The following is a 13,776-nucleotide window of genomic DNA, read 5'->3' as shown; positions in this document are numbered from 1 at the left end:
GTAAGTGACACCGCTGACATCCGAGCTGACAGGAAACACAAATGGTCCTTTGGGAGTACACGACCACGCCGCTCTTGGTGCACAACAGCACCGCGATCCTGAACAACTGGGGGAGCGAGGGCTGGGAGCTGGTGCAGGTCACGCAGGGGCCGGAGGGCGGCCCGGTCGCCTGGCTCAAGCGCCCCCGGCAGGAGGCCTAGTGCCCCGCGTCGCCGACCGGCTCGCCGAGCTCGGGCTCGCGCTGCCCGCCGTCGCCGCGCCCGCGGGCGTCTACGTGCCTGCCGTGCGCGTCGGGACGACCGTCTGGACCGCGGGCCAGCTGCCCTTCGTCGAGGGGGTGCTGCCCGAGACCGGCAAGGTCGGCGAGGGCGAGGGGCTCGTCGCCCCCGCCCGGGCACGGGAGCTCGCCGCGACCTGCGTCCTCAACGCCCTGGCGGCGGCGGCCGGCGTGCTCGGGTCGCTCGACGACGTGGTCCGCGTCGTGAAGGTGACGGGGTTCGTCGCCTCCGACCCTGCCTTCTCCGGCCAGCCCGGGGTCCTCAACGGCGCCTCCGAGCTGCTCGGCGAGGTCTTCGGCGACTCGGGCGTCCACGCGCGCAGCGCCGTGGGCGTGGCCGTGCTCCCCCTCGACTCTCCCGTCGAGGTCGAGCTCGTGCTCGAGGTGTCGCCGCTCGCCTGACGCCCCTCCGGGCGGCTCAGCGCACCTCGGCCGAGATGACGGTCATGACGGCCGAGTCGGCGAGCGTCGTCGTGTCGCCGACCTCGCGGCCCTCCGCGACGTCGCGGAGCAGTCGCCGCAGGATCTTGCCGGAGCGCGTCTTGGGCAGCTCGTCCACGAGCACGATCGACCGGGGCCGGGCGATGGCGCCGATCTGCTGCGCGACGTGCGCCTTCAGGGCGACCGCCGCCTCCTCGGGGGTGACGCTCCCCTTCTTCTTGTCGCGGAGCACGACGAAGGCGACGACGGCCTGGCACGTTGCTGTTGCACTATGTGTAAGCATTGGGTCGACAAATAGGAGCAATTGTCATGGTCGTGACGCAGAAGGCTGCCATCTACGCACGCATCAGTGATGATCGAGAAGGAGACGGGGTAGGCGTCGAGCGGCAAGAACAAGACTGCCGTGAGGGGCTGAGTTTGTAATTGACATGGGTGTGCTTCCGTTGGGTTAGGCAGCTCGAAGTGCGTTTCAAGCGGCGTCGATTTGATGTGAGCCACATCGTCGGTCGGTACGGTCGTCGTGTGTCCCGCAGCCTTTCGGCCGTCAGGCTGCGACAGGCCGACTGGTGGACGGTCGTTAGGCTGACGTCGTGGCACTAGAGAACGAGCGGTATGTACTTGCCCTGTGTAACGAGGCCCTGGGTGTCGCGGGCGAACGGCAGCGAACCTTCGACTGGTTGCTCGGTGACGAATCCGCGAAGACAGGTCGTCGCATGCCGCTCCCGGTGGACGCCTATAGGCCGACGCTTGGGCTCGTTGTTGAATTCCACGAGAAACAGCACACTGAGGCCGTCGCCCACTTTGACAAGCCGCACCGCATGACCGTTTCCGGCGTCCATCGGGGCGTGCAGCGCAGGATCTACGACGACCGACGCCGCGACCTGATGCCCAAGCATGGCCTTACGCTCGTAGTCATCCCGATAAGTGACTTCACGGTTGAAGGGCGGTTCATCGTGCAGGACCACAAGGTCGACCTGGCGGTCGTTCGCATAGCCCTCAACGAAGTGTCCGAGCCTAGCGACCGCCCACTTGGCGCCTGATGCTGGGCTCGGGGGGCGGCGTGTTGCGCCTGCGTGCACTCAACTCGTTGCGTCAGTTGGTAAAGAGATGACAAAAGGTCTAAAGCGGTATCAGGATTACATCTCGCTGATTCGGCGCTACGACCGAGATGAACTGCTTTACGGTCTGTCACAGAGTTGTCTGGGCTGGGATGGTAGCCCTTTCGAGGAGGACGCGGAAACGGTCGCAAAAGAAGTTTTGCCGTGGAACGTGGCCGGTGCAGCTGCCGTGGCCATAACGCGTGGCACTAGAGGTGGTAAGCGCCCCACGTTAACGGACGTCAAGCGCATTACCCATGAGTTCTCTCGTATCCAGACTCCTCAGCAACTCGACGAACTGCAGGGCACGTTCGGGTTAATGTTGAGGTGGGCGTACGAGCAGTGGCCCTACAACCGCATCAGTAAGCACGACTGGGCAAGGTGCGTCGCTCTCTTCGTCGATACAGACCTTCCGATCAACTACACACCCGAGGCGATGAAGCCGGGGTGGCAAGAAGAACTCTTTGGTACCACCATTGAGACCTTCGTGTCCGTCGGGGCAATTCTGTGGGCGGCTACGAACCGAGGCTCTCGCTTCCCATTTCCGTGGTCAGACGAGCTCGCAAGAATGCGGGACTTGCTCGGTGGCCAAAAGCAGTTTGATGCAGTCGTTGTGAGAAACTTCGCCACCGACATCTCGGGATTCAAGAAGGCGCGAATTGCGGCGCTCGCTCAAGGAAAAGACAGCCCGGGGAGCCAGTTCATCAGGGAACCGTTTGCCTATAATCCGCTTCTAGCTACACCCCTTGTCGGTGGTGTCCTCCCCGGCGAATGGATCGCTCCCTGCCCCCCGGCCCTGAATCTAAAGGTCTCGCCGGCGGGCATCGTTTATGCGGGCGTCGCCAAGTGGTCGACAGGGTTTTTTCACGACCTCGGCTACCTGTTTGAGCAGTACATCGGACGCCAACTGCGACAAGGCAAAGATTTCGTTGTCCGCCCAGAGATCACCTACGGCAAGGAAGAAAAGAAGACCATCGACTGGTTCGTGGTCACGCCGGAGGCGGTGTTCTTGATCGAGTGCAAGAGCGTCCTCCCGAGTCAGGCAATCAAGGAAGGGTTATACGCTCACGAGGAAGCGCACGAGCAAGCCCTGATGAAGGGAGTTCGACAACTTAACGCGACCTACAGCTTGGTCGCGAAAAGACATCCTGCCGTACAGTTCCTTCCGCGAGATCGCCCAATCATTGGGCTCCTCGTGACGCTGGGAATGTTTGATCTGGTCGATCAGAATTTTGTAAAGGATCTCCTGCCCCCGGCTGATTTCCCGCTTGCCATTGTTCCGTCTCACTTCGTTGAATCCGTCGCCACCACTGAACGCGAAGAACTCGCAGCCCTCGTCGGATCAGCGTCTGAGTTCACCGACCCCAGGAACTTCATCGCCCATCGAGATTGGCAGGAGGGACGCTCACACGGGCCTAACGCTATCCTCGAGGACGCCTACGACCGTCTCGTTATCGTCTCGTTTGCGCAAGAACACGGCATTGACACTTGACCTGATTGGCAAAAGCGAGTGGTCTGTATGGGCCATAGTGCCCGATAATCGGCGGCAATTTGTCAAGGCGACACTTTGCCCATAATTAGCGGCCTGATGGAGCACGATTAAGGTTGGCCGTTCAGCTTCAAAATGGCATCGAAGAAGACTTTCTTCAACTCTGAGCCTTTGAAAATCTGATCACGAGCAGTCTTACCGTCGTCGAGGGACGCGACCGCGGCATCGAGCATGCTGTGGAGCATGTCCAGCTCAACAATGGTCGGCCTTGCCTTGATCTGCTTTACACTCACGGCCGCGGAAAAAGTCGACAGTGACTTGAGGCCGACCGAGCGAATGACGTGCCCGGAGGCCAAATAGAATCGTGCATTTGTAGCGGTGTCAGCATGACTTTTGCCGGTACCGCTTTGCAGGTAAGACTCCACAGCCTCCAAAACGGTGAGCGACTTTTCGTAGAGCAGCTCTGGGAGTTGCTGGTCGAAAACTCTGCCAAAGCCAGCTTTCGTTGACAATTGCGTAGCCGGCCGCGCCCTCGCCGTATCGGGAACCAACAGATGAACAGCCATCATGGCTTGCGCGAGTTCCGTTACGCTGCGCACCTTGCTCGCGGGGGGTTTCGGCTGGGTGTTCCTGTACTGGTAACGCCGACGCTCGTAGTACCAACCCTTCGAACGGAGGTATCGCTCAAGACGTATTTGCAGGTCGTCATTTGCGTGCAGCTGGAGGCTATTCACCGTCGTCTGATTGTTGGTTCCAGTTATAACAGCTTCTCTGATTTCCGGTTCAGGCGCCTTAATGACCCTGACTAAAAGCGACTGACTGAGTCGTTTCTTCGTTATCTTCTTTTCAACCGCGAAGGCATGCACCACGTTTGAGGTCTGTAAGCCGTTGACAATCAGAGGGTTAGTCAGAACCCATTTCGTCTCGCTCGGATCGCTGGTTTCGTCGGCGATGATGGTGATTCCGTTGTTCAGCCACCAAAAGGCTGACTTATCGTCGGCGGCCAGAGTCTCACCGATCGCCGCGTTGACCCGGGCGGTTTTACCGGCGAAGTCCCGCACGTTGACCGCGAACATCTCCTCGCGGATTGCCTCAGACCGGGGGCGGCGCAAGAACTTGGCGTAGTCACGCACGCGCACCAGCCCGACCAGCGCGTGTCCATCTCTAACTGGAGCCTTAGCAAACTCCAGGGTTACATCAAAGTCACTGCTCTGCGCGTCCAAATCATTGATGCGCTCCGCGCCGACGTATTCAACCTTGACTTTGGTTCTAGTTGGCAGCTTGTCTTTCAGGAATTTTTCGAGCAGACCACGCTTCGTAACGCGGTACTGGTCGATGTCTTTCTTCTTGGCAAAGCACACGTAGCTGACTTCAAAGGTGACATCCGGGGTCAGCGGAACCAGCTTCCGCTGGAGCTTTCGAAGGGTCTGCGCCGCCTCGATAACGTCCTCATTGAGCGGAAACTCGCGAAGCTTTTGCACAGATACGGACGCGTCCATCATTAGTTGGAGCGCGTCCCGAATCTTAGGGAACACTTCGCTGTCCCATTTATCCACATTCTTGGACTGCACCACAACGATGTCGAGAGGAACACCTTTTTGAAGGCCATCCAAGCTGGCCTTGCGATTTGTCAGGCGAACGGACCCGCTGCCCACGAACTCAGTCTTGTTCAGCAGGATCATGACCGAGTCGAGGCCGCCGTCACCCCCCTCGCCCACAATGCTCTGTCTAACTACCTCCGCACTTACCCCCAGCTGCTTCGTGACGAGGTGAGTCGCGTAGTACTCGAAGGCTTTATCTTCTGAGAGGGCAGGGTAGTTTGCCTTGCGGTAGTCGTTAAAGGCGTGCTTCGCCATGGCCTGGTCAGCGCTGAGGGTCATGACAGGACTGTAGCGGCCCAGAGGGATTCACTGTGGCTACTCCGACGCGCGGGACACGGGACGCGTGGCGCGTGAGACCATCACGGTGTGACAATTACGGATCAGTCCCGGAAGATGTTGTGGGGTAGAGCTCATGACAGATGTGCCATGTGCAAGCAGCCCCTGACCGAATCGGACGAGCGTGGTGGCCTCGTCCTGGGTGAGGAAGCGCACATCGTCGCGCGGAGCATCAACGGGCCTCGGGGTGCAGATGGATCACGGGAGAACGTGGACGGGTACGAGAACCTGATTCTGCTCTGCGCAACGGACCACAAGCGCATAGATTCACTTCCGACTCGGTACCCTGTTGCGTGGCTTCTAGCCAAGAAGGCCGCTCACGAAAAATGGGCGGAGGACAAATTGTCCGAAGGTCGTCAGCGCGTAGTGGCCAACGATGATGAAAGCTCCATTTCTATGGTTCCGCTGATTACGGGCGAGGCCGTCTGGAGCGTCGTAGCCAGCGCGCACATGTTCATGATGCGTTCTGCCGAGGGCGACGATGATAGAGCTGCTTCAGATGCTGCCGATAAATTTCTGTCGCTTGCGAAGGATTACGGGGAGATCGCCGACACGGTTCAGGAGGCGGGCTTCGGCGTTATTCGGGATGCTCAGCGCGTCCTGGATGAGGCCATCTCGGACCTCTGGGATCACAAGCTATTCGTTTATGGCCGGAGACTTAGCCGAAGGATCGTAGGTGGACGTGGCCCGGACATGCCCATCCAAGTCGCCAGCATCGCCGTCCTTCACGAAGACGAGCTGAGGAAAATACAGGACGAAACCCCAAGCCCAGGTTGCGAGGGGGATTCGGCGCTCTAGTGGAGGTTTCCGGCTTCCGCGCTGATGCGGTGGTGCCCCGTTTGCTTGCTGACCCGCCATCGGCCAATTCTGCACTATCGCCGCCCACTATGACCCTGTCATGATGAGGCAGACGCTGGATATCGAGGGTGAACGGGGCGCCATGTCTGGCCTCGCGAAGGCGTTGACGTTGCCCTCACGAGTCCATCCAAGCTAACGGGGGAAAAGTGGCAACAAGGTCGATGTCTATCTACGCCTTAAAGTCCGGCATGACGGTCGAGGGGGCCCTTCGATCAGATCATGACTATCAGGAGACAACAGAACATTCCAGCTCGATTCCGGGTCTTAGGGTGTTCATCAAGCCCGCGACGCAGGACGCCCCCTGGTGGAAGGACTACCTGTCCCTAGACGCGAAGCTCCTTCAAGGTTCCAATTCGGCAGCTGCCTTTGTTCCGTCCGGGAAGCGTCTAATGGTTTTGACGTTTGGTTCCGGTCAATTCTTGCTCCGGGATGAGGCTTATGAACATGACTTTGGAACTCGAGTTGTCCTGAATGCTGTTGACCCACGCAAGCTGAAGAGTACTGAAACCCTCGACCCAGATTCTTCTCAGAGGCGCCGTACCCAGATTCCATACGACGGCGACTTGGCTCTCTTAAGCTTTGCGGGAGATGCGTCCGTATTGAAGAGCCTTACCGGTAAGGCTCGACCGAAATACAATGATCTAGTTCGGAGCGTGACTGGATCGAGTAGCTTGCGCATCACGACCCCAGCGCAACCAGAGGATGTCGCAAAGCTTCTCTCAAGGTTGCACAAACTGTACAAGTCAGATGCATACTTGAAGACTTTTCCTGGTGTGGCAAAGATTCGCCCAGTCACGGATCCTCAAACGATATCTGCTCTGGACATGAAGCTTGCGGAAGCAATTTTTGACGTGACTGCGCCTGTAGTTTTGACGGTGCCGGACATTTTGGACTACCGCGATGAGACGTTTGTGCAGTTTGCAGGTCAAGGTCGAAGCGATGTCCACGATGACGTCTACGTCAAGCACTATCGAGAGTACCTAGAGTCGCACCAAGTCGATAAGGATTCTCTAACGGTTGATGGTCTCAAACACGACTACTTAGTACTTCTCGATGGAGATATGAAGCAGCGCCAACGTTGGTCGATATACAGGTCGCTCGTTTTTGAGGTTTCCGATAACGAGGACTACACGTACCACTTTAGTGACGGCTCCTGGTTCAAGGTGGCCGCTGATCTACTTGTTTCTCTGCGGGAATACATCGATCCCTTTTTCATCGATGCGAACCTACCTGAGCACAAATGGTCCTCGGAGGGTGCGTACAACGAGAAGGTAAGTGGGCTGACCAAGTCTGTCTGTCTCGACAAGACAAATGTCAGTCCCAAGGGGCAGTCAGCTATTGAGCCGTGCGACATTTTAAGGGTAACTGGAGACGTCCCCGAATTCATCCATGTCAAAATCGGAACGAGTTCGGCGAACTTGAGCCATCTGTTCAATCAGGCTGCGAACTCGGCAGAACTGTTGCGTACAACCCCTGAAGCTCGCGAGAAGCTCCACAAACTAGTTGAGAAGAAATCTGATACCAGTACGGCGGCGAAAGTATCGGCCGCTGTCAAGGAGGACCGTTTCTCGATCGCCATCGCCATTGTTAGTCACAAGCGCACACCTGAGAAAAAGTCCGACAATCTGCCTATTTTCTCGAGAATCTCTTTGCGGCGCGCCCTGCGCGCTTTGGAGGCCATGCGAGTTGACGTAGGAGTGCAGATGGTTCCGGACGCCACTGACCGGAGTGGAAAAAAGAAGCCTCAAAAGTCTCGGACGCCTAAAGGCACTTGAGGGGCCATGAGCCACTTGCACTAACTGCTTCGCGATGACAGTCTTCTCTCAGCCGTGCAAAGCCTCTACGTGACGGCTGTGAAGCTCATGGCCGCGCGTCCCGCCGCCTTGAACTTTTTGGCCACGGTAGAGGACTCGCCGCAGACGGGCTCAATTGCCACGCACTTGAGCCTCCAACTTGCTCATGACCATGGTGTCCGCCAACGTCGTGGTGTCCCCGACCTCGCGACCTTCCGCAACGTCGCGTAGGAGCCGACGCATGATCTTGCCCGATCGTGTCTTTGGAAGTTCGCCGACGATGTAGATGTCCCGCGGACGGGCAATGGCACCGATGGACCTTGTGACCCACGCCCGCAACTCGCGCACCATCGCTTCCTTGCCTTCAGGTTGAAGGGTCACAGAATCGCGGATACATACGAAGGCGACGACGGCCTGGCCCGTGGTCTCGTCGGCGGCGCCGACGACCGCGGACTCGGCGACGATCGGGTGGGAGACGAGCGCCGACTCGATCTCCGCCGTCGACAGGCGGTGGCCCGACACGTTCATGACGTCGTCGACGCGGCCCAGCAGCCAGACGTCGCCGTCCTCGTCGCGGCGGGCGCCGTCGCCGGCGAAGTAGCGGTCGCCGAAGCGGCTCCAGTACGTCTCGGCGTACCGGTCGGGGTCGCCCCAGATGCCGCGCAGCATCGACGGCCAGGGCTCGGACACGACGAGCAGCCCGCTCTCCCCGTCGGCGACCGGCGTGCCGAGGTCGTCGACCACGTCGACCGCGATCCCCGGCAGCGGCGTCTGGGCCGCGCCCGGCTTCGTCGCGGTGACGCCCGGCAGCGGCGAGATCATGATCGCCCCGGTCTCGGTCTGCCACCACGTGTCGACGATCGGCGTGCGACCGCCGCCGACGACCTCGCGGTACCAGAGCCACGCCTCGGGGTTGATCGGCTCGCCGACGGAGCCCAGCAGCCGGAGCGACGACAGGTCGCGCGCCTGGGGGATCTCGCGGCCGGCCTTCATGAAGCCCCGGATGGCGGTGGGCGCCGTGTAGAGCACCGTGACGCCGTACTTCTCGACGACGTCCCACCAGCGACCGGGCGCGGGGGAGTCGGGCGTGCCCTCGTAGAGCACCTGCGTGGCGCCGTTGGCGAGCGGGCCGTAGACGACGTAGCTGTGGCCCGTGATCCAGCCGACGTCGGCCGTGCACCACCACACGTCGCTCTCCGGCCGCAGGTCGAAGACCGTCGCGTGGGTGGTGGCGACCTGCGTGAGGTACCCGCCGGAGGTGTGCAGGATCCCCTTGGGCTTGCCGGTGGTGCCGCTCGTGTACAGGATGAACAGCGGGTGCTCCGCCTCGAAGGCCTCGGGCTCGTGCACGTCGGACACGCCCTCGAGCGCCTCGTGCCACCAGTGGTCGCGTCCCTCGGTCCAGTCGACGTCGTTGCCGCCGCGTCGGACGACGAGCACGTCCCGGACGCTCGACTCGCCGCCGACGGCGAGGGCGGCGTCGACGGCCGGCTTGAGGGGGGCCACGGCGCCCTTGCGCCACCCGCCGTCGGCCGTGACGACGAGCACGGCCTGGGCGTCGTCGATGCGGGCGCGCAGGCTCTCGCCGCTGAAGCCGCCGAAGACGACGCTGTGCACGGCGCCCAGCCGGGCCACGGCGAGCATGGCGACGACCGCCTCCGGCACCTGGGGCAGGTAGATCACGACGCGGTCGCCGGCGACCACGCCCATCGACGCGAGCAGGTTGGCGGCACGGCTGACGTCGCGCGTCAGCTCCGCGTAGGTCACCGAGCGGCTGTCGCCCGGCTCGCCCTCCCAGTGCAGGGCGACGCGGTCGCCGTGGCCTGCCTCGACGTGGCGGTCGAGGCAGTTGTAGGCGACGTTGAGGCGGCCGTCGGCGAACCAGCGGGCGACCGGCGCCCCCGACCAGTCGAGGGTCTCGGTGGGCTCGACGTGCCAGGACAGCCGCTGCCGGGCCTGGTCCCCCCAGAAGCGCAGGCGGTCGGCCGCGGCGGACTCGACGAAGTCGGTCCCGGCCACGGCGCGGGCGGCGAAGTCGGCGGACGGGGGGAACACGGCTGCGGGCGAGTCCGCGCCTCGCTCGTGCTCGGCCACGGGCCTGGTGGGGGTGTCCTGGCGGTCGACCATCGTCGTCCTCTCGCGTCGTTGCGGTTGACGGGCGCCTTCGCCCGCCAGCGAGACTACAACGGGCCACGAGGGCGGCTCGCGGCGGCGCCCCCGGCGGGCGCTTGTCCGGAGAGCGAAGTGGCCGGCCCGTGCCGAGGCCCTGTGCTGGCACTCGTCGACTCGTCTGGGGTACACTCGACGAGTCCGGGTTCATCCCCGGTGTGCAGCGCGAGCGATTCCCCCCGATCCCGCGCTGCCGTGGCGGCACCAGTTCCCCCCAACTGGTGCCGCCCCTCTCGTTTAACCCCGCTTCCTGCGCGCGGCCACCCGGGTGATCCCTCCCCAGGTGCTCGGATCGTGCCCCTCGATCCCCGGTGTGGACAGCCCTGTCTGTGACGACGGGGTCGTCGCGGCTACGGTCCGACCCATGACCGACGCCCCCCTCGGACCCGAGGCCCCTCACCTGCCCGTCACCCGCGAGTCACCCCTCGGCCGGTTCGTCCCGTCGGCTCCGCCGGGCGCCGCGACGCACTGGGGTACAGGTGCACAGAACGGGGTACAGATGGCGCAGCTCGACCGGACGTGGCTCGGGCCCCTGGCCCCGCTCCTCGAGGACCCTTCGGTCACCGACGTCTTCGTCACGGGCGACTCGGGCACCTGGGTCGACCGAGGCGGCGGAGCGACGCCCGACCCGAGGGTGCACCTCTCTGAGGCGGCGGTCCGCGACCTGGCCGTCCGTCTCGTCGCCCGGGGCGGCCGGCACGTCGACGAGGCGAGTCCGTGCGTCGACGTGCGCCTGCCGGGCGGCGTCCGCGTGCACGCCGTCCTGCCGCCGGTGTCGACCTCCGGCACGGCCCTGTCCATCCGGTTCCCCCGGGCCGTGCCGCCGACCCTCGACGACCTCGCCCAGACCGGCTTCTTCTCGGAGGTCGACGAGGCCGTCGTGCGGGCGTGCGTCGAGCGGCGGGCGAACGTGCTCGTCACGGGGGCGGGCGGCACCGGCAAGACCACGTTCCTCGCGGCGATGCTGTCGGCCGCGGCGCCCGGCGACCGGATCGTCACCGTGGAGGACGTCGCCGAGCTCCGGGTCGTGCACCCCCACGTGGTCTCCCTCGAGGCCCGGCAGCCCAACCTCGAGGGCGTCGGCGGGATCGACCTCGCCCGCCTGCTGCGCGAGGCCCTCCGCATGCGGCCCGACCGCCTCGTCGTCGGGGAGTGCCGCGGGGTGGAGGTGCGCGAGCTCCTGTCGGCGCTCAACACGGGCCACGACGGCGGCGCGGGCACCCTCCACGCCAACGGGCTGCGCGACGTGCCGGCACGCCTCGAGGCGCTCGGGGCCGTCGCCGGGCTGACGCCCGCGGCCCTCGCCCGACAGGCCGTCAGCGCCCTCGACGCCGTGTTCCACCTCGAGCGCGTCGCGGGTCGCCGTCGTCTCGCCTGCATCGGCTCGCTGGGCACGACGTCGGAGGGGGAGCTGGCCGCGCAGCCGGGCCTCGGGGCGGGCCGCGCCGCGCGGGGGGCGTCGTGACGGACGCCGGCGGGCGAGGGCGCCGACGGGCGCCGCCCACGCCCGCGGCCACGGTGGTGGAGCGACTCGCGGTGCTGCTCGCCGCCGGCGTCGCCCCGGCCTCGGCGTGGCTGCACGTCGGGGACGGCGAGCCCGAGGGGCCCGTGCGGGCGGTGACGACCCACGTCGGCCGGTCCGCGACCCTGGGCGTGCCGGTCTCCGTCTCCCTGCGGCAGGCGCTCTCGCACGACCCCTTCCCCGCGACGACGGACGGCCGCCGTCACGCGACGGAGTGGAACCAGGTCGCCTGCGCCTGGCACGTCGCCGAACGGAGCGGCGCTCCGCTCGCCGACTGCCTCGGGACGTTCGTCGCCGCGCTGCGCGAGGCCGACGCCGCTCGCCGCGAGGTGGAGGTGGCGCTCAGCGGGCCGCGCTCGACGGGGCGGATCGTGCTCGCCCTGCCCCCGGTGGGTCTCCTCTTCTCCCTGGGGCTGGGCTTCGACACCGCCGCCGTGCTCTTCGGCAGCCCGGTGGGCTGGGGCTGCCTCGTCGTGGGCGTCGGCCTCGTGGCCGCCGCCCGTGCGTGGAACGCCCGGCTCGTGCGGTCGGCCGTCCCCGGCGCCTCCGTGCCGGGGCTGAGGCTCGAGCTGCTCGCCGTGGCGGTCTCGGGGGGAGGGTCCTGGCAGGCCGGGCTCGACCTCGTCGACGAGGCCTGCCGGGCGCACCTCGAGGACGCCGGCGCGGGCGACGTGCACGACGACGACGGCCGGTCGGTGCTCGACCTGTCGCGCCGCGCGGGCGCCCCCGCGGGGGCGCTGCTGCGGGCCGCCGCGGCCGAGCGGCGCCTCGAGGCGACGACGAGGGCGAGGTCCGCGGCCGCGCGCCTGGGATCGACGCTCATGCTGCCCCTCGGGGTCTGCGTGCTGCCGGCGTTCCTCGTCGTGGGCGTCGTCCCCCTCGTCGTGTCGCTCGTCTCCTCCACAGCGGTCGCCCTCTGAGCGTCCGTGCCCAGGCGGCGGGACTCGACGAGCGCCCGGCTGCCCGGGACACCGAGACTCGCTCTCGACCACGAGCCCGTGGTCGCCACCACCGAGAGAGAAGAAGACCATGAGCACCCTCACGAGCACCGCCCCCTCCCTCCCGCCCACGGCGACGGCCGCCGACGCGACGGGACACCGCTCCCTCCCGGCCCGGGCACGCTCGGCCGTCGGCGCCCTCGCGCGCAGGTGGCGGGACGACGAGGGCGCCGCCACCGCCGAGTACGCGATCGTCATCATGGCCGCGGTCGGCTTCGCCGGCCTGCTCGTCGTCATCATGCGGTCCGACGAGGTGCGCGGCGTGCTCAGCGACCTGGTCCGCTCCGCCCTGACGGTGGGATAGCCGTGCGAGCCGGCGTGCGGCGCGACGACGGCAGCGTCGCGGCCGAGTTCGCGGTCGTCCTGCCCGCCGTCCTCGCCGTGGTCGCGCTCGCGGTCGGCGCCGTGGGCGCCGCGTCCCAGTCGGTCCGGCTGGCGGACGCGGCGGCCGTGGCGGCGAGGCAGACCGCCCGGGGCGACGCGGGGGCCGTGCCCGTCACCGTCGCGGCCCTGGCCCCGGGAGCCCGGGTCGCCTCCTCGGTCGACGGAGCCGTCCTCTGCCTCTCCCTCACGAGGCCCGTCTCGCTCGGCCCGCTGTCCGGCGTCGTCACGCTGAGCGCCCGCAGCTGCGCGCCGACGGCCGGGGGATGAGAGGAGAAGGAGGAGGGCGGCGGCCGAGCCGGTCCCGTCCCGGCGACGAGGGCAGCGCCTCCCTCGCCTCGGTCTCGGTGCTGGTCGTGACGGCCGTCCTCGCGGTCGCGGCGCTCGCCGGGGCGCAGGCGCTGGCGGAGCGCAGCCGGGTCGCGGGGGCCGCGGACGCGTCGGCCCTGGCCGCGGCCGACGCCGCCGCCGGCCTGGTGCCGGGGGGCGTCGGGCCCTGCGCGCTCGCCGAGTCGCTGGCTCGCGCGAACGCCGTGCAGCTCGACTCCTGCGAGCTCGACGGGCCCGTCGCGACGGTCGTCGCGAGGGGTTCGTCGCCCCTGCTCGGCGTCGCCGTCCGGGCCGCGTCGACGGCGGGCCCGCCCTCGTCCGGCCCGGGCCGGGACGCCCCCGGGCCGTGAGCCGGACCGCCGGAGGGTGTGTGTATGGTGTGCCTGTCGGCAGCGCACGATCCGTCGGTCCTTCTCCTGGGACGCCACGAGAACCGCCCGCCACCGCCCACCTGACCGGTCCTCGCGACCGGGTCAAGACGTTC

Annotated in this window: 13 protein-coding genes and 1 pseudogene; 11 read left to right on the top strand and 3 right to left on the bottom strand. The window is 65.5% G+C overall.

Annotation, left to right across the window (positions count from 1 at the left end; genetic code table 11):
• The first annotated feature begins 41 nt into the window (after positions 1–41).
• Positions 42–200, top strand: a complete 159-nt coding sequence (locus FHR78_RS03925) for a hypothetical protein (protein WP_166759174.1) — start codon at positions 42–44, stop codon at positions 198–200.
• Complete coding sequence (locus FHR78_RS03920) at positions 200–679, top strand: Atu1372/SO_1960 family protein (protein WP_166759173.1); 480 nt, start codon at positions 200–202, stop codon at positions 677–679. Before FHR78_RS03925 ends, FHR78_RS03920 begins: the two co-directional genes overlap by 1 nt.
• A 16-nt stretch (positions 680–695) precedes the next feature.
• On the opposite strand, the pseudogene FHR78_RS03915 reads toward FHR78_RS03920, so the two are convergent.
• Positions 696–980 (bottom strand): annotated as a pseudogene (locus FHR78_RS03915) (AMP-binding enzyme); the annotation flags it as partial.
• A gap of 328 nt (positions 981–1,308) precedes the next feature.
• On the opposite strand from FHR78_RS03915, the gene FHR78_RS03910 reads away from it, so the two are divergent.
• Complete coding sequence (locus tag FHR78_RS03910) at positions 1,309–1,758, top strand: hypothetical protein (protein ID WP_166759171.1); 450 nt, start codon at positions 1,309–1,311, stop codon at positions 1,756–1,758.
• A gap of 67 nt (positions 1,759–1,825) precedes the next feature.
• Positions 1,826–3,307: a hypothetical protein gene (locus tag FHR78_RS03905; RefSeq protein WP_166759170.1), complete on the top strand. Its 1,482-nt coding sequence runs from the start codon at positions 1,826–1,828 to the stop codon at positions 3,305–3,307.
• Positions 3,308–3,414: 107 nt separating this feature from the next.
• Here the strand turns inward: FHR78_RS03905 and FHR78_RS03900 are convergent, their stop codons facing one another.
• Positions 3,415–5,184 carry an AIPR family protein gene (locus FHR78_RS03900; RefSeq protein WP_166759169.1) on the bottom strand — a complete coding sequence of 590 codons (1,770 nt, stop codon included), beginning with the start codon at positions 5,182–5,184 and terminating at the stop codon, positions 3,415–3,417.
• A 147-nt stretch (positions 5,185–5,331) separates the two neighbouring features.
• Between FHR78_RS03900 and FHR78_RS03895 the strand changes: the two genes are divergently transcribed.
• Positions 5,332–6,039, top strand: a complete 708-nt coding sequence (locus tag FHR78_RS03895; RefSeq protein WP_166759168.1) for an HNH endonuclease — start codon at positions 5,332–5,334, stop codon at positions 6,037–6,039.
• Between the two features lie 221 nt (positions 6,040–6,260).
• Positions 6,261–7,874 (top strand): DUF6119 family protein, encoded by a 1,614-nt coding sequence (locus tag FHR78_RS03890; RefSeq protein WP_166759167.1) that lies wholly within the window; start codon positions 6,261–6,263, stop codon positions 7,872–7,874.
• A gap of 150 nt (positions 7,875–8,024) precedes the next feature.
• Here the strand turns inward: FHR78_RS03890 and acs are convergent, their stop codons facing one another.
• Positions 8,025–10,019 carry an acetate--CoA ligase gene (gene acs / locus FHR78_RS03885; protein ID WP_166759166.1) on the bottom strand — a complete coding sequence of 665 codons (1,995 nt, stop codon included), beginning with the start codon at positions 10,017–10,019 and terminating at the stop codon, positions 8,025–8,027.
• 541 nt (positions 10,020–10,560) lie between these two features.
• On the opposite strand from acs, the gene FHR78_RS03880 reads away from it, so the two are divergent.
• The 5 genes from FHR78_RS03880 to FHR78_RS03860 all read left to right on the top strand — a co-directional run bounded on the left by FHR78_RS03880 (position 10,561) and on the right by FHR78_RS03860 (position 13,642).
• Entirely contained in the window at positions 10,561–11,526 is a 966-nt protein-coding gene (locus FHR78_RS03880) for a TadA family conjugal transfer-associated ATPase (RefSeq protein WP_208392943.1), read from the top strand.
• A gap of 71 nt (positions 11,527–11,597) precedes the next feature.
• Complete coding sequence (locus FHR78_RS03875; protein ID WP_347878036.1) at positions 11,598–12,503, top strand: type II secretion system F family protein; 906 nt, start codon at positions 11,598–11,600, stop codon at positions 12,501–12,503.
• 109 nt (positions 12,504–12,612) lie between these two features.
• Positions 12,613–12,885 carry a DUF4244 domain-containing protein gene (locus tag FHR78_RS03870; protein WP_166759163.1) on the top strand — a complete coding sequence of 91 codons (273 nt, stop codon included), beginning with the start codon at positions 12,613–12,615 and terminating at the stop codon, positions 12,883–12,885.
• 2 nt (positions 12,886–12,887) lie between these two features.
• Positions 12,888–13,232: a TadE family type IV pilus minor pilin gene (locus tag FHR78_RS03865; RefSeq protein WP_208392749.1), complete on the top strand. Its 345-nt coding sequence runs from the start codon at positions 12,888–12,890 to the stop codon at positions 13,230–13,232.
• Positions 13,229–13,642, top strand: a complete 414-nt coding sequence (locus FHR78_RS03860) for an Rv3654c family TadE-like protein (protein ID WP_166759162.1) — start codon at positions 13,229–13,231, stop codon at positions 13,640–13,642. The genes FHR78_RS03865 and FHR78_RS03860 overlap by 4 nt, the downstream gene beginning before the upstream one ends.
• Positions 13,643–13,776 lie beyond the last annotated feature (134 nt).

This window comes from Frigoribacterium faeni (assembly GCF_011761235.1).
Lineage (GTDB): Bacteria > Actinomycetota > Actinomycetes > Actinomycetales > Microbacteriaceae > Frigoribacterium > Frigoribacterium faeni_A.
The sequence above is the reverse complement of the archived record's forward strand: the minus strand, read 5'-3'. Positions and strand labels throughout refer to the sequence as shown.